This window comes from Micromonospora sp. 15K316 (genome assembly GCF_004348525.1).
Classification (GTDB): Bacteria; Actinomycetota; Actinomycetes; order Mycobacteriales; family Micromonosporaceae; genus Micromonospora.
Genome location: NZ_SMKG01000006.1, coordinates 18,710 through 37,549, shown reverse-complemented (window position 1 = coordinate 37,549; position 18,840 = coordinate 18,710). Strand labels below are relative to the sequence as shown.

Below are 18,840 nucleotides of genomic sequence, written 5' to 3'. Positions count from 1 at the left end.
TTTGGCGCGATGAGGAAAGACGAACAACTGTTCCACCAGCTTGATGAAGGGGCGCTCGGTCCGCGAAAGCGCCGACAGGGCTAGTGATTTCTGAACCATTTGGTCCCGACTGCGGCAAAGTCGCCGCCCGGGGGCCGCTCGGCGACGCACGGTAGGCCCGCTCGTGCCGTCACCGAGTTCAACGGAGACGGGTGACACGTCCGGCTAACCGGGTGGTGACGGCGGCTCGGACGGGCGCCTGCGGGCGCGGGCCGCGTCGGATATGGCGATCCCGGCCAGGACGAGGGCAGCGGCGGCGGCGACCACGACTGGCGGCAGGGGGAGCATCGCCGGTGTCAGGGCGGCCAGCGCGAGGACGCCGATCGGCCGGGACCGGGACACGCGGCCGAATACCGCGTGCTCGAAGCGCGCGCGTCCGGCCACGTACAGCGCGGGTCCGCCGAGGATGACGGCGATCCAGGCCGGCGGGGTGTGCCCGAACGGGTCGGCGATGACAAGTTCGGCGCCGACGGCCGCCGCGACCACGCCGGCCACCATGCCCAGGTGGGCGTATGACGCTGATCCGGCGAGGCGGACCGGGTCGGCGGACACGGCGATCGCTTCCGCCAGGACCTGCCCGGCGCGGTAGATGTAGATCCGCCACAGCAGCACGGTGGTCGCGATCGACACCGCGAACGCGGTGACCGCGCCCGATGCGAAGCCGCTGCCGCCCAGCGCGAGGCCGGTGACCAGGATCATGTCGCCGAGCGCGATGATGAAGAACTGCTGGTAGCGCTCGGCCAGGTGCTCGCCCGAGATCACAAGGTCCTGGCTGGGCGTACGACCCGCCCCCGGCGTGGGGAAGCCGATCTTGCCTGCCGTGTGGTCGAGGACCACCGCGAGTGCCCACAGCGCCCCACGCACCGTGCCGTCCACGAGCGCCCCCGCGATCCACGGCAGCGCCGACAGGCCGTACCAGAACAGCCCGCGCACGCCGATGCGCTGCAGCTCGTGGCCACGCAGAAAGACGATGAGGACGAGCCCACGGCCGAGCTGGATGGCGACGTAGGCGCCCGCGAAGATCAGGCCCGTGTCGCCGTACGCCTCGGGCACCGCCGCCGCCATGACGAGGCCGCCGACCATGGTCGCGATGACCAGTGTCTGGATCAGCGGTCGTTGCGGGTCCGTCCGGTCGGTCAGCCACGCGGTGCTGGACCAGATCCACCACATGGCCCCCAAGAGCACCAGCGTCCGGAAGGCGCCGCTCCACCCGAGATCCTCGGTCAGGCCGCGCGAGAGCTGGGTGAGCGCGAGAACGAACACCAGGTCGAAGAAGAGTTCCAGGAACGTAGCTCGCTGAGGATCACCGGCCTTCCGCACCAGCTCGGCCGCGTTGCTCCTCGTCATCGGCCCGCCCGTTCTGCCAGCTCTACTCCGATTTGGGGCATTCTGACATGCGACAGCGGTGATGGTGGCTCGGCACCGGCACCGGTGCCGGCTCCACCCCTCCGGCTGACACCTCGTTCACGCCGACCACCTCGGCGCGAGTCGGCGCGCGGACCGCAAGGTCCGCGCGCCGCAGGTGTCAGGCCTTCGCCCGCTTCGGGAGCTTCCACCCCGGGCGCGGGAAGTGGCAGGTGTAACCGTTGGGGTAGGTCTGCAGGTAGTTCTGGTGCTCGGGCTCGGCCTCCCAGAAGTCGCCCGCCGGGGTGACCTCGGTGACGACCTTGCCGGGCCACAGGCCCGAGGCGTCGACGTCGGCAATCGTGTCCTCGGCGACCCGCTTCTGCTCGTCGCTGGTGTAGAAGATCGCCGAGCGGTAGCTGGTGCCGATGTCGTTGCCCTGGCGGTTCTTCGTCGAGGGGTCATGGACCTGGAAGAAGAACTCGAGCAGCTCGCGGAAGTCGGTCTTCTCGGTGTCGTAGACGACCTCGATGGACTCCGCGTGGGTGCCGTGGTTGCGGTAGGTGGCGTTCGGGACGTCGCCGCCGCTGTAACCGACGCGCGTGGACACGACGCCGGGCTGGTGGCGGAACAGCTCCTCCATGCCCCAGAAGCAGCCGCCGGCGAGAATCGCCTTCTCCGTGGTCACGTCGTCTCCCTACTTGTCGCCGGTGTTGTTGTCACTCGTGAACAGGGTGCGGTATTCGCCGTACCCTGCGTTCTCCAGGTCGTCGAGGTGGATGAACCGCAACGACGCGGAGTTGATGCAGTAGCGCAGACCGCCCTTGTCCCGGGGACCGTCGTCGAAGACGTGGCCGAGGTGGCTGTCCCCGTGCAGCGAGCGGGCCTCAACCCGAATCATCCCGTGGCTGAAGTCCTTGCGCTCGACGACGTTCGCCTCCGCGATCGGCTTCGTGAAGCTCGGCCAGCCGGAGTTGCTGTCGTACTTGTCGACCGACGCGAACAGCGGCTCGCCGGACACGACGTCGACGTAGATGCCGGGCTCATGGTTGTCCCAGTAGGCGTTGGCGAACGGGCGCTCGGTGCCGTCCTGCTGGGTCACGCGGTACTGCTCCGGGTCGAGCCGCGAAACGGCCTCCGGGTTCTTGTGGTACTGGGTGTGCTGGGACACAGCTCTCCCTTCCCGGCCTTCTGGCCCGAAATTGGGGAACGAGGCGACACGTACCTGGACGCGCAGAGATACAGACGCTCGACGGGCTCGTCGTATTCCCGCGACGCCCACCTTCCATGGACCATCTGGTCCGACTAGGCACCGGATGGCCAGCGGGGGCGGATGTCGCTCCCATGACAGTTAGCTTGGTGTTAATCGCACCGTAGCAGCATCCACTTGCCCCTCAGACTGGACTTGACAGACCAGTTCTACCGTGACTACGTTCGGGGTGTTCGACTGGGTGACTCCGCTGGCGACGAACTGTCCGGCTTGCCCAGCAATGCCCGAGTTCCAGGGACCTCGCACCACTCATGGGAGAAGCCGGTTGCTGCCGACACGAGTCGCGATTCGGTGGAGAAGAGACAACTGTCATGGGTGAGAGTGTCGAGGGCCGTAAGCTCGCCGAGCGGCACAGGCATCGCCACAACCGCCGAGTCATCGCCGAGGGCGGCATTGCCGTGGGCACAGGCCGAGACCAGGACCAGGCCGGGGCCGCTGTCGAAGCCCTGTCGCAGAACGGAAGGGCATGGGACTGAGCGGCCGAGCTCACCGAGAGCGGACGCCCAAGATCCGACAACGGCTCACCGCCGGGCGGTCTGACACGGTCCTGCTCGTCGACGCGGCTGGCCTCTTCACCCCAACAGCGTTCAAGGCACAGAAGCCCTCCCCTGGCGCTCGACTTCATCGTCGTGCCCGATCGCGCCCAGTCGCGGGATCGGCCGGCGGGGGCGGGTCGCGCTGCCGACAATCGGCCTTGGCCCGATCGGCCGGCGGCGACTACGACCCCGACATCAGGCGTCGAATGAACCATCCCTGCGGCATCTTCGCCAAACAGACACGTGATCAAGGAGGATCCCCATGAAAGCGATAGTGGTGACCGACCAGGCTGCGGGAACGGCCGGGATGACGCTGGTGGAGCGGCCCGAGCCGGAACCGGCGCTGAACGACGTCGTCGTTCAGGTTCACGCGTCGGGATTCACTCCAGGTGAGCTGAGCTGGCCCTCGACCTGGACCGATCGCCTCGGCCGCGACCGGACGCCGTCGATCCCCGGGCACGAGCTGGCCGGAGTGGTCAGCGCGCTCGGCTATGGCACGACGGGGCTGTCCGTGGGGCAGCGGGTGTTCGGCCTCACGGACTGGACTCGCGACGGCACCCTGGCGGAGTACGTGGCCGTCGAGGCGCGCAACCTCGCGCCGCTGCCCGGCGACGTCGACTTCACGGTCGGCGCGAGCCTGCCGATCTCGGGCCTGACCGCGTGGCAGGGACTGTTCGCGCACGGCCGCCTTCAGTCGGGGCAGAGCGTCCTCGTGCACGGCGCGGCCGGCGGAGTCGGATCGATGGTGACCCAGCTCGCCCGCGAGGCCGGCGCCTACGTCATCGGCACCGGACGAACCGCCGACCGTCAGACGGCGCTCGACTTCGGCGCGAAGGAGTTCGTCGACCTCGAGAACGACGCCCTGGAAGACGTCGGCGAAGTCGATCTGGTCTTCGACGTCATCGGCGGCGACATCCAGAAGCGGTCCGCCGGCCTGATTCGAGCCGGAGGAACGCTGGTGACCATCGCCGGGCCACCCGAGGCGCGGCCCGCGGAAGGTCTCGCGGTCGACTTCGTCGTCGAGCCCGATCGCGCCCAACTGGGCGAGGTCGTCCGGCGGGTGCGGGACGGACGACTGCGGACGGTCATCGGCACCGTCGCGGCCCTCGACGACGCCGTCGCCGCGTTCAACCCGACCGAGCGGATCAAGGGAAAGACGATCATCCGGGTTCGTCCGTAGGAACTCGGCACACCCGAGCACGAGGACGACCCGCAGGAGCAAGAAGTACGTCGGTCACTGGGCCTTCACCTCACCTCGACGGCGTGCGGCTGAGCCAGTACGACTACCGTCACGACCGGAAGTGATCTGATGACCATCAACGAGGACGTATCCCCCATGACCGACCCGACCGAGCCGACCCGCCACGCCTTCGAGCACCCCGACGGGAAAGGCACCCTCAGCCAGGATCAGGCCATCCTCATCGACGAGGTGGTCGACGATCCCCACGCCTCCGCGTTCGACCTCCGAGTCGTCAACGACGAGAAACTCGGCATCTACGACGGCATCGTCGGGGACCGAGAGGTGGCCGGGCTGACCTACAACGTCGCCGGAGACGACCGGCTCGTGCTGCTGGCCATCTTGGTGTTCCCTGAGTTTCGCAAACAGGGCATCGCCACCGAGCTGATCCGACGCGTGCTGGACGACGTGCGCGCGCAAGGCAAGACGGTCACCGTCATGTGCCCGATCGTGCGCACCTTCATCGAGCACAACCCGGAGTACGCCGACCTCATCAACCCTGAGCACCCGGGAGTTACCCAGGATCGCGCTCCTCTGTCCTGACTCTGCCTATTGGCTCCCTTGACCGAGAGTGTGGCAATGACGATCAATTTCGCGGCCGAGGCGGCCAACCGGGAAGAGAACAACGCGGCGCTCATTGCCGCTGTGAACACCACCAGTCTCAGCGAAGTGGAATCCAGCTGGGAGTTCGATGTCATCAACGACGCGGAGCGCGGTCGCTGGGTCGCCGCCCTCGGCGCCGAAGCGATCGCCGAGCTCTCGTACCGGTTCGTGGGTGGCCGGGTCGTGCTGCTGACGACCTGGGTCGATCCCGCCTACCGACGCCATCGGGTAGCCACGGAGCTCATCGCGCGCGTGCTGAACGAGATCCGCGAGAGCGGGAAGAAGATCACCGTCATCTGCCCGGTCGTGGGTAGGTTCATCGCCCGCAACCCGGAGTACCTCGATCTCATCGACAAGGTTCATCCCGGCGTCGGCGCCTACCCCCCGCACACACCCGCGGAGGGCGACCGCGACGAGGCGCTCGCGGCGTTCGAAAAGGACGTGACGTAGCCGTCCGTCGTTCGAGTCGGCCAACAGGTCGGCGGTCCTTCATGACGACGCAGCGACAGCGGCGAGCCTCCGTCAGGTCGTAACGGAGGCCAGGCGAGAAGTGACACGGAGAGGTGTGCAGATGAGAGCGATCGTGGTGACGGACCGCGCCGCGGGAACGGCGGGGATGACGCTGGCGGAGCGGCCCGACCCGGACGCGGCGAGGCTCGCCAGCCTTGACGGCGCGAACTACGGCGATGTCGTCGTCGAAGTTCATGCGTCGGGATTCACCGGAAATGAGCTGGAATGGCCCTCGACCTGGATCGATCGCCTCGGCCGCGACCGGACGCCGGCGATCCCCGGCCACGAGGTGGCCGGTGTGGTCACCGCGCTCAGCTATGGCACGACGGGCCTGTCGGTGGGACAGCGGGTGTTCGGCCTCACGGACTGGACACGCGACGGCAGCCTCGCCGAGTACACGGTCGTCGAGGCACGCAACCTCGCACCACTGCCGGGCGACATCGACTTCACGGTGGGGGCAGGCGTCGCGATGGCGGGGCTGACCGCCTGGCAGGGCCTGTTCGATCACGGCCACCTCCTGGAGGGGCAGAGTGTCCTGGTGCACGGCGCCGCCGGCGTAGTCGGTTCGATGGCGACGCAGCTCGCCCGACAGGCCGGCGCCTACGTCATCGGCACCGGACGTGCCAGCGGCCGGCAGGCCGCTGTCGACTTCGGCGTGCACGAGTTCGTCGACCTCGACAACGACACGCTGGAAGACGTCGGCGGAGTCGATCTGGTCTTCGACGTCATCGGCGGCGACATCCAGAGGCGGTCCGCCGGTCTGGTCCGAGCCGGAGGAACGCTGGTGACCGTCACCGGGCCGCCGCAGGCGCGCCCCGCTGACGGCCTGGCGATCGACTTCGTCGTCGTATCCGACCGCGCCCAGCTGGGTGAAATCGCTCAGCGGGTCCGGGACGGACGTGTGCGGCCGAACATCGGCACCGTCGCGCCCCTCGACGACGCCGTAGCCGCCCTCAACCCGACGCAGCGGACCAAGGGGAAGACGGTCATCCGCGTTCGTTCATGAGAGCCCGGAGGCAGTATCCGGGCCCTCGTGGACCAGAGAACGCCCCGTACCGATGCGAAGCTTGGCACCAGACCCGGCTCACCGGGGCAGAACGTTTCGCGTCCCCCTCCGTGACCCTCCGATGTCGGTCACCGTACGGTGACGGTGAGGTCGTCGAGGGGCAGGTGTGCGGACGGCGAGCGGGCCTGCCCCGGCCGAGACGGGGCGATCCGACGTTCACGATCTTGTGCCCTCTGTCATCGAGAACATAGCGCTACCACTTTCGGCGCCATTCGAGGCGACCTTGATGCGCTACGGCCGGGACGTTCTCCCGCTGGATGTACAGCACCTCGTCCTCAACCCACCAGACGTCGCCGACAGCGAAGAAGCAATCGACGCGGTCCGGTGAGCTGGCACGAGGCGAGGAGGGAGTTGCGACGAACCTGGGGCGCATGCTTCGTACCATGATCAGGCTATCGGGCACGACGCATCCGGCTTGTAGGGTCGCGGCGTGACGACGAGCGCTGGTCCGGGTGCCGACCTTCCGCCGGAGCAGCGGCGGTGGACGTGGAAGCATCCCGATCGCCCGCGCTGGCTACTCCTCGGCGAGGTCGGCCTCGACTGGTCCTGCGAGACCGACGAACCGCTGGCGCTGTGTGCGGAAATCGAAGGACTGTTCGTCGATTTGCCGCCCCGGCCGCGGGAGCAGTTCACGCTCGTCGGCTGCACCCCGGCTGGCGCGCTCGCCGAACTGCTCGACCGGCTACCCGCCGAAGCGCTCGGCACCGAAAGAGCCTGGCTCGACGCCGTCTGGATAACGGCGCCTCCCCCACCGCCAGGCATCCCGCCCGGCTGGTGGGGCGAGTACCTCGCCGACGTCGTCGTCATCGCCCAACGGCCGAACATAACGATGCCGGAAACCGTGAACCTCGACCTCGAGGGGTTCGTCCACGTCTACGACCGCACCGAGGCGGTGACACGTCCCGGCGACGTCACCGAGTTCGTCCTCCTTGGCCCGGACGAGCGGTCGTATGGGACCTGTCGAGACGTCATTGGCGTGTTCCGCGAGCAGGCCGCACCACCGGTGCCGCAGGTCCGGCTCCTCGGCTGCCGACCGGAACCACCGCTCCTTGCCGCGTTGAACTCGGTCGGGCAGTCGACCAAGGCGAGCCTCCGCCGACGCCGGATCCAGGGCGAGGTTCACATGGTCGCCGCCGACGGTTCGACCAATCGGGTGATCGGCGCTGTGGTGTCCGGAACGATCCAGGCCAGCGAGCCATCGCGGTACGGTGCCGGGCTCCTCGACGTGACCGTCGACAGCGACCCGCAGGAGTCCCTACCAGCAGGGCTGCTCCGTGTTCTTGAGCACTGGTACACCGGCCAGCCCACTGAGAAGAACCTCTGGGCCGGGTACGACCGCGACCTGCGCCACCAGTGGGCCGGAGCAGCGCTCGCCCACCGATCCAGTACGCCGGACCGGCCGCCCGGCACCACCTACGACCTCGACGGCCGATTCATCACCGACATCGAAGGGTTCTACTGCGCCATCGGCGAGGCGATCAGCGGCCCCGGCGGCTACTTCGGCTGGAACCTCAACGCCCTCCACGACTGCCTCACCGGCGGATTCGGCGCACGGACACCATTTCGCTTGGTGTGGCACGACTCGGCCACCGCCCGCGCCCACCTCGTCGCCGACTACGACCGACGCCTGCTGCATCCCGCGACCACCATGGACTACCTGCTCGACATGCTCGCGGAGCACCAGGTCGAGGTCGACCTACGCTAGAAGGGCGAGACAACTCGCCAATCTGAAGAGTGGTCAGCCACCCTCATAGTCACCGCGCAAGCCGGTGACCTCGTCACCTTGAGGGTCGTAGACGACCAGGCCGTGTCGCTCCGCCAAGTCCAAGACGACATCTACCGCCTCGCTGCCCCGGGGTGAGTAGCTGATACTCATGCTCACATGGTCGATGCCGACGTTGAGAGGTGCCGACATCCAGGGCGACGCCGGGTCGTACGGCGGATGATCCGGAAAGCGGACACGCAGCTGCTCGTAGAAGGAGACGATGCGCCGGTCAAGCTCACCAGCCCGGCCCTGGCGCAGTGTCTGGTCCCGTATGTCGATCTCCGCCATGTGAGTCAGGTCGTCCGGCTACCCGGGGTAGCCGGCGTTGGTGTCCGGGCACTGCGTCGGCTACGCAGTGCCCGGACCTTGTTGCGGTTGCCACATGTCTCCATCGAGCACCAACGCCGGCGTCGCGGCGCCGAGGTGTCCAGGAAGATCAAATAGCAGTCGGGGTCTCCGCATTCCCGGATTCGGGTGGCTAGCTCGCCACTGAAGAGGTCAACGGCGTCCCGGGCAATGGTGGACAGGACCTGTGCCCCGCTGGCCGGAAGCCGCCAGGTCGAGCTGACGTTCAGCGCGAGTTGCGGCACCAGCGGCGACTCCATCGCCACCCGGTTGATCTCGGCCACGTCCTCGGCCCGGCGAGGTTCGCCGCGGGCGGTGTTCCGGGCCAGTTGCCAGAGCGCGCCCCGGAGCCGGTGCACACTCCGCAGGTCGTCGGGGCTCACCCGCAGGTCGGCCGGTGGCAGTCCGAGCCGAGACAGTGCGAGCCACTGGCCCAGATCGTCCGGTTCGTGGAGCACCTCGTAACGGGACAGCTCGCCGGGACCGCCGGTGAGGAGGAGTTCCAGGCACAGCGCGCCGGGGTCGAAGACATACGGCGTGCCCTCTGCGGAGTAGATGACCAGCCCCGTTGCTGCTGTCGACATGCGCCCACTATATTCGGCACGCCATGTAACCGGTATAGGGGTTACACCACAACAAGCCGGAGGTCGAGCCCGACTCGACGTCCGGCGGGCGGGCCGAGAGAGGTACCTGTGCAGATCCACCAGCGGCAGATCGACGGCGTGTTCATCGAGCATGCCGCCCCCCAAGGCGAGCCGGTCGCTGCTCCCATCGTCTTCGTACACGGCGGCAGCCACGGCAGCTGGCTCTGGGAGAACTGGCTGCCCTACTTCGCCGCAACCGGCCGGCATTGCTACGCCTTCAGCTGGTTCAACCACAACGGCTCGAAGGAGCTGCCGGAGGAACAGTTCGTCCAGCGTTCGATCCAGGAGGTGACCGAGGAATTGGGGACGGTCGTCGCCCACGCCGCAGAGGCGCCGGTCCTGATCGCGCACAGCATGGGCGCGATAGCGGTACAGAAATACGCCGAATCCCACGACGTCGTGGCCCAGATCCTGCTCGCGCCGATCGCCTGCCAGGAGGTGGGGAACGAGCCGATGCCGGTGCCGATCGACATGACCAAGCCGTTCCCACCGATGCCGTACGAGATGGCATACGACTGGTTCCTCAGTGGCTGCACCGAAAAGGACGCGCGCCGCTACCACTCGCTGATGCCGAACGAGTCGCCCAAGGCGGTCTGGGAGGTCGCCTCAGGTGGCGCGATCAGCGTGGACCGAACCCGACTCGGCGGCCCTATGCTGATGGTCGGCGCCGAGAACGACATCGTCGTGCCGGCCGACGTTGTGCGGCGCAGCGCCGATTACTTCGGTGCCGACTACCTCTTCCTGCCGGGAAAGGCGCACAGCATGATCCTGGAGCCCGGCTGGCGGCAGACCGCCGACCGGTTACTCTCCTGGCTGGCCCACGCCACCTGGTAGACGCCACGCGACGGCAGCGCTGCCATTCACCGCCGGTGCAGCCCCATCGTGACCGGCGACATTGCCCCACCGCAGCGAAACGGCGCACCGCCCGAATCGGGGCCGGAGTGGCTGGCAGCAGGACATCGACGAGGCCACCAAGCACGGCCTGGCGTCGCTGAACGGCTCGGCCCCCACTGTCGGCGCGGTCAGCTACACCCTCGGCGGCGGGCTCAGCCCAATCGGTCGGACGTTCGGCCACGCCGCCGACCATGTGCGCCGCATCGAGGTGGTCACTGCGGACGGCGAGCTGCGTGTGGTGAGCGGAGAGCGAGCCGGATCCGTTCTGGGCGCTACGCGGCGGGAAGGGAAACCTCGGCGTCGTCACCGCGCTGGAGGTCGACCTCTTCCCGGTCGACTGAATCCATGGCGGCGCGCTCTTCTTCCCCGGTGAGCGGGCCGCCGAGGTCCTCACTGCGTGGAGCGCCTGGACCGCCGACACGTGCGGGTGCCGGCCCAACAAGGCCTGCACCCGCACGTTGCGGCTCTCTTCGGCGTCGCCGGCCGGCAGTGGCTCACCCCCGCCGCGCTGGACGCGGCGGATCGGGTGCGCGTCAACGCGCTGTTACGGCTGATCGACAGCATCGACTTCGTCGTAACGGCCGAGCATGACGTAGTCCAGCGGCCCCTCTTTCGTACGAAGCGCCGATACATCCTGCCACTCCCACACCCGCACGGTCGCGGTGTCCCAAGCCGAGACGTCGCGACGATCAGCTGGCGTCGGTTGCGCCGAGCGCCGGCCCGAGTGACAGACATCTCCCCGCAGCCTCGTGGTGTTCGGCCGACCCTGGCTGCGCCTCGCCGCGCCCGGCCCGACGGGGAAGGGCAACAGGTCTTCCATCGCCGGATCCCGCATGCCTCCCCCGCCCCAAGCTCTCGATCTCCGGCGTGTGCCCCTGTCCGGATCGACGGTGCGGCGCGGACGAGGTCGCGGACCGTGCGGGCGAATTCCTTCGGATCGTGAACGAGACCCGCCGGTCAGGATCTTGGCGTCGGAGCTGAACGGCGCGGCCAGGTCGTCCCACATGATCCGGACCGTCGGACTACGCCGAGGCGGGCCTCGTGACATGCCCCATGGGCGGCGCCTCAGGCACTCTGTCGGACACTGTGTCTGACACTATGTATGACGAAGGCGTCCGCACCCCTGCGGACCCGGGTTTCGAAGAGGACAAAGAATGACTGACGGAAACGCGGGGCGGCCGGTGATCGTGCTCGTGCACGGCGCCTGGCACCGCCCCTCGACCTGGGACGCCACCCGCGCCGCACTCGCCGCACTCGGGTACGAGACCCGGGTCGCCGCGCTGCCGAGTTCCGGCACGAACCCGACCGCGTCGATGTATGACGACGCCGAGGTGATCCGGAACGAGGTGGCCGCCATCGACGGCCCGGCGGTCGTACTCGCCCACTCGTACGGTGGCATCCCCACCGCCCAGGGCCTGACCGGTGCCGGCAATGCCTCCCATCTGATCTTCCTGGCCGCGTACCTGCTCGACGACGGCGAGTCGATGTACAGCCGGCACGGGATGGAAGTGCCCGCCGACACCAGCGGCCTCTTCCCGCTGCCCGAGAATCCGGGTTCCGCGCTCTACCACGATGTACCCGAGGACGTGGCCGCCCGGGCGGTCGCCGACCTGGTCGAGCAGAGCCTGCTGTCGTTCACCGGCACGGTGACCCGGGCCGCGTGGCACGACATCCCGTCCACCTACGTAGTCTGCGAGGACGACCGCATCCTCCCGACCGCGCTGCAGGAGACGATGTCGGCACACGCCACCACCACCCGCCGTTGGCCCGGCGGCCACTCTGCCTTCCTGGCCGCGCCGGAGAAGCTCGCCGCGCTGGTCGACGAGATCATCCGGTCCCGCTAACCGGTCGCCATCCGCGTCGCACGGCCTTCGCGCCGCTCCGCCACCGGTCCGCCAGATCATCCGGCGGACCGGTGGCCGGAACCTCCCGGCGCACCGCTACTTCGAGCAGGTCCCTGAGTTCCTCCTCCATCTCGACGGTGACGAGGCTGGTGGCGGTGGAGCGACGAGCCGTTCGACGGGAAGGACACCTCGCCGCCGTCCGCTCGGCGGGCGGGGGTCTCGCTGCTGTCCTACAGGTCCATCGCGTAGACCCGGACCTGGCGACCGGTGTCCGGCTGCACCGTCTCGCGCTCCAACGACATGCCCAACTTGACCATCACCCGCGCGGAGGCCTCGTTGCCGACGACGTGGATGCTCACCAGCCGCCGCAGGCCAAGCTCGGCACGGGTGTGGGCGACCACGGCCTGCGCGGCCTCGGTGGCCAGGCCCCGGCCCCAGAAGACGCGGCCGAGCCGCCAGCCGATCTCCACGGCCGGCATGATCTCGGGCAGGAAGGTTGGCACCGCCAATCCGGTGAAACCGGCCAGCTCGCCGGTCTCCTTGAGTTCCACCGCGTAGAGGCCGAAGCCGTGCGCTTCCCAGTGCCGCTGATAATTGACCAGGCGCTCCGCTGTCGCGGCTCGGTCCAGGGTGCGGCCGTCATGGATGTAGCGCATCACCTCGGGCTGCGCGTTGATCGCGGCGAACCCGTCCAAATCCTCGCTCTGCCAGCGGCGCAGCCTCAGCCGCGGAGTCTCCAGGGATGTGGCGTGAACCGAGCTTCTCAAGTTAGGCACGTCCTGTTCGTAGCATTTCGGCGGCCAAGACGCGATGGACTACCCGGCCGGTGAGCTGCTCAGCCAACCCGGAAAGCGCCGGTCCAGTCAGACAGGTGCGGACGTCGGCAACAGATGCCGAGACGTGCCGGTGCACGTCCGGCCAACACCCAAACGCGAACATCGAGAGACGTTGTCGGCAGTGTCGGCGTCTGGGGAACGATTGGCTGTACCGATGGATGTACGGTCTTGCCGTGGCTGAGAACATGGAGCATGCCGGGGCTCACTACGCGGTGCAGTTCGCGTATGACGTGAACGCCTGGTGCCTGGAGCTCAGCGACGCGGACGCCGTTACCCGCCTGCCAGGGCGAGCCTTCCTCATCGCGGTGGTGCCTGACGAGGATCCGACTCAGGAGCCGCTGATCCGCGTTTCCAGCGCTGATGAGCGCGACGTCCCGTACGAGGTCATGCGCTGGTTTATGGAGAAGGTCGACAAGCAGGTCGAGCGATGCCGCTCTGCGCCGGTCGAGAGCAGTTGACGCGACCTGTGGGCCTTCCCAGGGCTGCTGCAGACCATCGCGCACGTTCTCGGCCGCCCGTGTTCGCGCTCGGTGAGCAGACGCGAGTGGCAGGCCGGGTCTTCGGCCGTGGTGCATCCCGTCGCTCAACAAGATGCCGTCCTCCATTCACGGACCAGCGACCCTCGCCACCCATCGCTGGGCTGCGCGACTCCCGCCGATCGATGGGTGACTGCTCAGGCCACTTCATAGCAGCGGCGTACCCGGTCCAGCCGGCCAGCGCGCAGGTCGGCGTCTGGAATCCAGAAGGAGACGTTGACGACCTCGCCCCACGCCGTACCCGGTTCCGCCTCCACCTGCAGAAGCGGCCGGTGCCCTGGCGGGTGGGACGTATCGGTGTCGCAGTAGCCGAGCAGCCGATGCCGGGATGCCGGCGACAACGGCCGAAGCTCCTCCAACAGATCGATCAGCTCGACGATGTGGATGCCCAGCGCCTTGTCGGCGTCATCCCGCAGGTCGGGTAGAGACGGCATCAGGGTGGCGTCCAGCGGCAGTGCGGGCATGGTGACGGCCGCTTCTGCTCCGGACCCGGCCGGCAGGTGCAGCACCTGGCAGCCGTCGTCGCCCTGCTCGTAGTCGTAGGTCGCGGAGAACTCTTCGTCGTGAAAGAACAGCAGGTACCCCTGGCGTGGGAATGACCACTCCGCGCCTAGGATCGAAGCCATCTGCGCGCAGTCCACTTGCGCCAGCAACAACATCGGCGCTTCCCGGTAGACAGGCCACACGAATGGCCCGGTCCTTGGCGCGCCGCCGATCATGCTGCCGCTCACAGACGCCTCGGCCCGTACAGTAAATCCGACCGAAGGCCGTGCCAGAGCAAGGAAGCTGTCCGCAATCTCCGGCACCAGCCGACGCCTGATGATGGCTTGGACATCAGGCGAAAGATCCATCACGGTCGAGTCTTCCATAGCCTGACGCTGATGGCGTCCCTGCACTGTTGTCGACATGCGCGGAAGTGGTCCAGCGCCGTGAGCGTGCGAACATGTTCACCTACATCTGCCACCAGCTTCCAGGGGCTCCTCGCGCTGCAGCGGCGCATCAACTCGCCGATGGGCTGCGGTACCAATCGCGGACGGCGAGCGCGACCAGGCGCCAGTGGCTGCGGACCCGCTGGGACCACCTGAACTACGACCACCGCTGGCTGACCGACCCGCACTTGCTGAGACGCCGACATCCGACGAGAACACCACAACAGCGGTCCGGCGGCCGCCTTCGTTGACTCCAGCGCCTCCCGACTGCGGACGGTACCGAGCTAGCCTCAGCTGGTCAGGAGGCTGTGGGCGGAGCTCATACTTGCACCGTGACGAACCGGAGCGAAGCCCTTCCCGTACTCGTCATCCGCGGAGCCCCGTTCTCCGCTTCGTTGCGCCCACAGCAGTGCTTTTCGGCGAGCCCTCCTGCAACTGCCGATCATGAGGGCTACAGCAGGCGCGGCGAGGTGATGCTGATTCCTAGGTCCTTCTGAGAACCCGTGCGCCAGCTCTGATGCGCGCCGCTGGGCGTACACCCGCAGCGGGAGGTGTCCCGGGCCCGGCACCGCACGACCGCGGCCATGCGCGCTCAAGCCGAGTTGCAGGGCCGGCATCTCGGCGGCCGGCCACCATACGGCTACCAGCTCGTTCCCGCCGATCTCATATCGCGCCCGCCAAGCAATCACCGTCTGCCGGTCATCCCGACTGACGGACAGGCCCCCTCCAACGCGCGCATCTCCGCACTCGTCAAGCACGCATGGCCGAACCGGCAAGAGCCTCACCAGAGCTGAGTCCGAAGAAGCTGCGTCATGACGGCTGCGACTGCCCGGCCGGGCGGTCACGGGACTGATCAGCGCATCCCTGTGGCGATGCGGTGATCGGCCACCAGACGCGCCACCAGTTTGGCGGCGACGTCGCCACCCGGCTCGTGAGGTCGGTGTGCACGACAGCCTGCCCGCAGGCGGCCCGTCTCCCGGTCCATGGGCCAGTGCGCTCCGGTGGCCACCAGGTCCGGTCAACGGACCGGCTCGCCCACCTTGTCACCGCTCAGCGGCAGGACCGCACGGATCTGGAAACCTCCTCCCCGGACGGGCCCCACCTCGAGTCTTCCCCCGACAGCGGCGACGCGTTCCCGCATCCCCGCGAGGCCGTGCCCGGCACCCGGCGTGCCGTCGCCGCGCGTCGAGGCGGTGTTGCAGACGGTGACCTTCAGCGATCGGTCGTCCGCCGTCACCTCGACGCGGACGCTCGCGCCCGCCGCGTGCCTGGTCGCGTTGGACAGTCCCTCCTGCACGATGCGGTACGCGGTCTGCCCCACCAGCGGGGCGACCTTGGCCTCGCCGGACTCTTTCAGTGCGACGTCCAGCCCCGACTCGGCAGCGGAGCCGACCATGGCGGAAATGTCGCGGAGGCCCGGCGACGGCACGAGCGACGGGTCCACGGCATCGCTGCGCAGGACGCCGAGCAGCCGCCGCATGTCCTGCAGCGCCGCCCGCGAGGCACCGGCGATCGCGAGGAACTCGGAATCCCGCGCGTCCCGCTCATCGCTCAGCCGGTACGGCGCCGTCTCCGCCCGCACCGCGATCATCGACATGTGATGGGCTACCACATCGTGCATCTCCCGGGCGATACGTGCCCGCTCCTCCAGCACGGCGCTGCGCTCCTGCTCGGCCTCGGTCAGCTTCCGCTCGGCGGCCAGGCTGCGCTGGGCCTCGACCCGCCGCCGAACCTGATCGCCCACCACGGCCAGCACGACGACCGAGCCCAGGACGACGGGCAGACGATCCGGCGCGAGATGCCCCGCCATCGTCGCGGCGGTGAGCAGAGCAGCCCAGAAAACCACCACGGCCCGATGACGGACGGCGATCGCCGGCACCAGCGCGAGCAGAACCACGACCTGCAGAGGATGCCACGGCCACGACAGCCCGCCCGACGCGACGTCGACCGGCAGGTTGACGAGGGTCGCGACCATCGCGATCCGCCAGGCGGCCAGAGTGTGCCGGGGCAGCAGCGCGAGCGGCACCCCGGCCCCGACGGCGAGAGCAAGCCGCACGAGCGTCGGCCGCGCGCCGACATTGTCGTACGCCAGCACCGCCGACCCGAGCCCCATCAGGATGAACACCCCGGCGAGCCACGGGTGCCGGGGCGGGGCTGCCCGTTCTCGGCCGGCCACCACGGTCCACAGCGCCACGGCGAGCGCAGGCATGGCCGGCTTTCGTATCGACGCCATGAGGCCGATTCTTCGCCCGCCCGGGCGCCGCACCGATCCCGAAGACCCGAGAACGGGGGTGGGGATAACCCTACTGACCGGCCATGATCAAGGTCAGCCTCTCTAGCCCGACCAGCGAGGTCAGAAGGTTAAGGTTCGAGTCCCTTCCGGACGGGCTTGATCGACAGGGGCCTCGGCGGCGGAAACGCTGTTCGGGCCTTTCTCGATGAGATAGCTTTCCCGCTGGTCACCTCGTCCAAGCCTGGCCGGGCTGCGGTCGTGATGAATTAGACAAATCGCCGATGAATGCGTCTACTTCTCGATCTCGAAGACCCGAACGTTGAGGAATTTTTACGAAGCATTAGAGAGCCGATCTATCCGAAGCACCGCCCGTCGACCGTCGTAGATAAAGCCTGGCTTGCGGGTGGGTCAGCCGTCAGCTCCGATGACCTGCGGACTCCGGGGCCACGGCCCACGGACCCAACGCCTCAGTGAGCACGATCGGCTTCTACTCGTGCACGGTCAGCTCGAGCCTGTACGCGAAGTCCTCCATCGTTGTCCGCGCCGCTGGACGTCCGAGCCGACGCGGGTGACTTGAACGCTCAGGCCGTTCCGGCGCTTACCACGATTTCGCCGTTCATGCCCGCCGGGTAGAAGCCACCCGACGCCGCCGGGGTCGGGCTCAAGTAAGCGATGTTCAGAACGGACTCGGCCGATCGGCCGTAGCACATCCCGTTTTCATCCGTAGGGATGAAATTCGGGTCCGCCGCCGTACCGACGCCCTGGTCGTCGTCCGCCGGGCCGTCAAGACTGTTACGGGCGTCGGAGATCTTTTGTACCGAGTCAAATACTGCGTCGTCGACGAGTCCGGAGCTGTAGAGCGCGGATCGGACAATCCCCGCGTGGTATGCCTCCGTGGCCAGCAGGCCGGCCGCCGCGTCAAGGTACGTCTTGTTCGAGAGCAGTGCAGCGGATCCTTTGAAGGCCGAGACTCCGACGTCTTCGAACAGGAACGCCGCAAAGAGGAAGTTAAGGTCATTCGCGTACGGGTCGAAGCTCTCGCCCTGCTTGACCAGACCAGCGGCGGTCGCCGCCGCAGTGAAGCTTGCGTCCAGCGAAATCGCGGGACGAGCAACAGCGGAATCGCCGAGCGCGGATCGCAAGAACGCCACGTGTTGCATCTCGTCGGAGGCGATCTCCTTCGCGAACCGCTGCACGAAGTTGCTGTCGAAGTTGACTGACCTTCCGCCGGACACCTCGCCGCGCACCCCGGTGCCGGTGGTCATCTCGTCGGGAAGCCCGGATCCCGTCGTCGCGCGGAGATAGAACTCGGCCTCAAGATACTCGAGATTGAGCGCGAAGTTGAGGATAGCGACGTCGCTCGGCGTCCCACCACCCGCCGGATCGGCTTTGCACACGTCTGGATCGACCAAGGCCGCGAGCCTTCGCCGATCCGTTTCGGATTCCGCACTGCGTGACACCGCCTCTGAGATGAACCAGCTGTCCATGCTGCCTCCGTGTTGATGCGCGCAGGTCCCCCAGCTGACCGCGCCGGCCGACCTGACTGGACGGGATAGCACTCACGTTAGGTGCGTGGACGAACCTCAGGAATTGTTTACCGAAAGGCGGTACGGGATGAATCGAACTTCGACTACGCTCCGCGCGGCGCGGTGTGCACCGGTCGCGGCGTACGCAGTCGCCACGGTACGCCGGGTGCTGCACCGCCGCGGTTCCGGCCGCTACCGGGCAGGCGCAACCTCGTGCTGTCGCGACGCCGCAGGAGGGCGGGGAGACGTTCCCGGACCTGGTACAGGCGTTCGCGGCGGTGACAGGCGACGTGTGGGTGATGGGTGGCGAGGCGGTGTACCGGGCGGCGCTGCCGTTCGCGGACCGGATCGTGGTCACCGAGATGCGGGAGCACTTCGAGGGCGACAGGACGCGCCCGGACCAGCAGCATCGCCTCCAGCGTGGCTCACTTCCTGCTCATGGCCGGGATCATCTACCTGGCCGTCGGCGTCGAGGTGGTCCTCGCCTACATGCTCACCACCCACTACAGCATCCCGCTGGGACCCCGCTGGACTGGACTTCGACCGCAGCTCTGTTCGCCGGCCCGGCCCTCTTTCTCTTTGGTCGGGCTCGCCCTCGTCTACTACGAACGGATCAGCTGGCAGCCAACCGCCGCGGCGAGATGACTACGGGTCCCGGCCTGCCGAACCTCCCGTTGAGCTAC

General features: G+C 68.0%; 19 protein-coding genes and 1 pseudogene. 10 read left to right on the top strand and 10 right to left on the bottom strand.

Annotated features, from left to right (window positions below):
* Positions 1 to 204 precede the first annotated feature (204 nt).
* The 3 genes from E1211_RS03095 to msrB all read right to left on the bottom strand — a co-directional run bounded on the left by E1211_RS03095 (position 205) and on the right by msrB (position 2,554).
* Positions 205 to 1,386, bottom strand: coding sequence for a low temperature requirement protein A (locus E1211_RS03095; RefSeq protein ID WP_132345144.1), 1,182 nt, complete (start codon positions 1,384 to 1,386; stop codon positions 205 to 207).
* Positions 1,387 to 1,564: 178 nt separating this feature from the next.
* Positions 1,565 to 2,071 carry a peptide-methionine (S)-S-oxide reductase MsrA gene (gene msrA, locus E1211_RS03090; protein ID WP_132345142.1) on the bottom strand — a complete coding sequence of 169 codons (507 nt, stop codon included), beginning with the start codon at positions 2,069 to 2,071 and terminating at the stop codon, positions 1,565 to 1,567.
* 9 nt (positions 2,072 to 2,080) lie between these two features.
* Positions 2,081 to 2,554 carry a peptide-methionine (R)-S-oxide reductase MsrB gene (gene msrB / locus E1211_RS03085; protein WP_132345140.1) on the bottom strand — a complete coding sequence of 158 codons (474 nt, stop codon included), beginning with the start codon at positions 2,552 to 2,554 and terminating at the stop codon, positions 2,081 to 2,083.
* Between the two features lie 897 nt (positions 2,555 to 3,451).
* Here msrB and E1211_RS03080 point away from each other — a divergent pair.
* The 5 genes from E1211_RS03080 to E1211_RS03060 all read left to right on the top strand — a co-directional run bounded on the left by E1211_RS03080 (position 3,452) and on the right by E1211_RS03060 (position 8,310).
* Complete coding sequence (locus tag E1211_RS03080) at positions 3,452 to 4,369, top strand: NADP-dependent oxidoreductase (RefSeq protein WP_132345138.1); 918 nt, start codon at positions 3,452 to 3,454, stop codon at positions 4,367 to 4,369.
* A 129-nt stretch (positions 4,370 to 4,498) separates the two neighbouring features.
* Positions 4,499 to 4,969 carry a GNAT family N-acetyltransferase gene (locus tag E1211_RS03075; protein WP_132345136.1) on the top strand — a complete coding sequence of 157 codons (471 nt, stop codon included), beginning with the start codon at positions 4,499 to 4,501 and terminating at the stop codon, positions 4,967 to 4,969.
* Positions 4,970 to 5,005: 36 nt separating this feature from the next.
* Positions 5,006 to 5,479 carry a GNAT family N-acetyltransferase gene (locus E1211_RS03070; RefSeq protein WP_132345134.1) on the top strand — a complete coding sequence of 158 codons (474 nt, stop codon included), beginning with the start codon at positions 5,006 to 5,008 and terminating at the stop codon, positions 5,477 to 5,479.
* A gap of 121 nt (positions 5,480 to 5,600) precedes the next feature.
* Positions 5,601 to 6,545, top strand: a complete 945-nt coding sequence (locus E1211_RS03065; RefSeq protein WP_132345132.1) for an NADP-dependent oxidoreductase — start codon at positions 5,601 to 5,603, stop codon at positions 6,543 to 6,545.
* Positions 6,546 to 7,035: 490 nt separating this feature from the next.
* On the top strand, positions 7,036 to 8,310 hold the full coding sequence (locus E1211_RS03060) for a barstar family protein (RefSeq protein ID WP_243709312.1): 1,275 nt from the start codon (positions 7,036 to 7,038) through the stop codon (positions 8,308 to 8,310).
* Between the two features lie 33 nt (positions 8,311 to 8,343).
* Here E1211_RS03060 and E1211_RS03055 read toward each other — a convergent pair whose 3' ends face one another.
* Both E1211_RS03055 and E1211_RS03050 read right to left on the bottom strand, forming a co-directional pair.
* Positions 8,344 to 8,658 carry a hypothetical protein gene (locus E1211_RS03055; RefSeq protein ID WP_207915204.1) on the bottom strand — a complete coding sequence of 105 codons (315 nt, stop codon included), beginning with the start codon at positions 8,656 to 8,658 and terminating at the stop codon, positions 8,344 to 8,346.
* 5 nt (positions 8,659 to 8,663) lie between these two features.
* Positions 8,664 to 9,299 carry an ABATE domain-containing protein gene (locus E1211_RS03050; protein ID WP_132345130.1) on the bottom strand — a complete coding sequence of 212 codons (636 nt, stop codon included), beginning with the start codon at positions 9,297 to 9,299 and terminating at the stop codon, positions 8,664 to 8,666.
* A gap of 108 nt (positions 9,300 to 9,407) precedes the next feature.
* On the opposite strand from E1211_RS03050, the gene E1211_RS03045 reads away from it, so the two are divergent.
* Entirely contained in the window at positions 9,408 to 10,193 is a 786-nt protein-coding gene (locus tag E1211_RS03045) for an alpha/beta hydrolase (protein WP_132345128.1), read from the top strand.
* 604 nt (positions 10,194 to 10,797) lie between these two features.
* Here the strand turns inward: E1211_RS03045 and E1211_RS03035 are convergent.
* Complete coding sequence (locus tag E1211_RS03035) at positions 10,798 to 11,073, bottom strand: hypothetical protein (protein WP_132345126.1); 276 nt, start codon at positions 11,071 to 11,073, stop codon at positions 10,798 to 10,800.
* Positions 11,074 to 11,407: 334 nt separating this feature from the next.
* Between E1211_RS03035 and E1211_RS03030 the strand changes: the two genes are divergently transcribed.
* A complete protein-coding gene (locus tag E1211_RS03030) occupies positions 11,408 to 12,097 on the top strand; it encodes an alpha/beta hydrolase (RefSeq protein ID WP_132345124.1) in 690 nt (229 codons plus the stop codon).
* A 230-nt stretch (positions 12,098 to 12,327) separates the two neighbouring features.
* Here the strand turns inward: E1211_RS03030 and E1211_RS03025 are convergent, their stop codons facing one another.
* Positions 12,328 to 12,873, bottom strand: coding sequence for a GNAT family N-acetyltransferase (locus tag E1211_RS03025; RefSeq protein ID WP_256371303.1), 546 nt, complete (start codon positions 12,871 to 12,873; stop codon positions 12,328 to 12,330).
* 233 nt (positions 12,874 to 13,106) lie between these two features.
* Between E1211_RS03025 and E1211_RS03020 the strand changes: the two genes are divergently transcribed.
* Positions 13,107 to 13,391, top strand: a complete 285-nt coding sequence (locus tag E1211_RS03020) for a hypothetical protein (RefSeq protein ID WP_207915202.1) — start codon at positions 13,107 to 13,109, stop codon at positions 13,389 to 13,391.
* Positions 13,392 to 13,606: 215 nt separating this feature from the next.
* Here E1211_RS03020 and E1211_RS03015 read toward each other — a convergent pair whose 3' ends face one another.
* The 3 genes from E1211_RS03015 to E1211_RS03000 all read right to left on the bottom strand — a co-directional run bounded on the left by E1211_RS03015 (position 13,607) and on the right by E1211_RS03000 (position 18,118).
* Positions 13,607 to 14,338, bottom strand: a complete 732-nt coding sequence (locus E1211_RS03015; protein WP_165947152.1) for a DUF1963 domain-containing protein — start codon at positions 14,336 to 14,338, stop codon at positions 13,607 to 13,609.
* Between the two features lie 1,078 nt (positions 14,339 to 15,416).
* Positions 15,417 to 16,523, bottom strand: a complete 1,107-nt coding sequence (locus E1211_RS03005) for a sensor histidine kinase (RefSeq protein ID WP_132345116.1) — start codon at positions 16,521 to 16,523, stop codon at positions 15,417 to 15,419.
* Positions 16,524 to 17,212: 689 nt separating this feature from the next.
* Positions 17,213 to 18,118: a ferritin-like domain-containing protein gene (locus E1211_RS03000; protein ID WP_132345114.1), complete on the bottom strand. Its 906-nt coding sequence runs from the start codon at positions 18,116 to 18,118 to the stop codon at positions 17,213 to 17,215.
* Positions 18,119 to 18,282: 164 nt separating this feature from the next.
* Here E1211_RS03000 and E1211_RS33830 point away from each other — a divergent pair.
* Both E1211_RS33830 and E1211_RS33190 read left to right on the top strand, forming a co-directional pair.
* Positions 18,283 to 18,549 (top strand): annotated as a pseudogene (locus E1211_RS33830) (dihydrofolate reductase); the annotation flags it as partial.
* A 28-nt stretch (positions 18,550 to 18,577) separates the two neighbouring features.
* Positions 18,578 to 18,802, top strand: a complete 225-nt coding sequence (locus E1211_RS33190) for a hypothetical protein (protein ID WP_165947148.1) — start codon at positions 18,578 to 18,580, stop codon at positions 18,800 to 18,802.
* Positions 18,803 to 18,840 lie beyond the last annotated feature (38 nt).

Excerpts from the sequence above, each read along its gene's own strand:
- E1211_RS03075 (WP_132345136.1), top strand. The coding sequence starts at position 4,499 with ATGACCATCAACGAGGACGTATCCCCCATGACCGACCCGACCGAGCCG.
- E1211_RS03065 (WP_132345132.1), top strand. The coding sequence starts at position 5,601 with ATGAGAGCGATCGTGGTGACGGACCGCGCCGCGGGAACGGCGGGGATG.
- E1211_RS03055 (WP_207915204.1), bottom strand. The coding sequence starts at position 8,658 with ATGGCGGAGATCGACATACGGGACCAGACACTGCGCCAGGGCCGGGCT.
- E1211_RS03070 (WP_132345134.1), top strand. The coding sequence starts at position 5,006 with ATGACGATCAATTTCGCGGCCGAGGCGGCCAACCGGGAAGAGAACAAC.
- E1211_RS03050 (WP_132345130.1), bottom strand. The coding sequence starts at position 9,299 with ATGTCGACAGCAGCAACGGGGCTGGTCATCTACTCCGCAGAGGGCACG.
- E1211_RS03015 (WP_165947152.1), bottom strand. The coding sequence starts at position 14,338 with ATGGAAGACTCGACCGTGATGGATCTTTCGCCTGATGTCCAAGCCATC.
- E1211_RS03000 (WP_132345114.1), bottom strand. The coding sequence starts at position 18,118 with ATGGACAGCTGGTTCATCTCAGAGGCGGTGTCACGCAGTGCGGAATCC.
- E1211_RS03095 (WP_132345144.1), bottom strand. The coding sequence starts at position 1,386 with ATGACGAGGAGCAACGCGGCCGAGCTGGTGCGGAAGGCCGGTGATCCT.
- E1211_RS03030 (WP_132345124.1), top strand. The coding sequence starts at position 11,408 with ATGACTGACGGAAACGCGGGGCGGCCGGTGATCGTGCTCGTGCACGGC.
- E1211_RS03080 (WP_132345138.1), top strand. The coding sequence starts at position 3,452 with ATGAAAGCGATAGTGGTGACCGACCAGGCTGCGGGAACGGCCGGGATG.
- E1211_RS03035 (WP_132345126.1), bottom strand. The coding sequence starts at position 11,073 with ATGGAAGACCTGTTGCCCTTCCCCGTCGGGCCGGGCGCGGCGAGGCGC.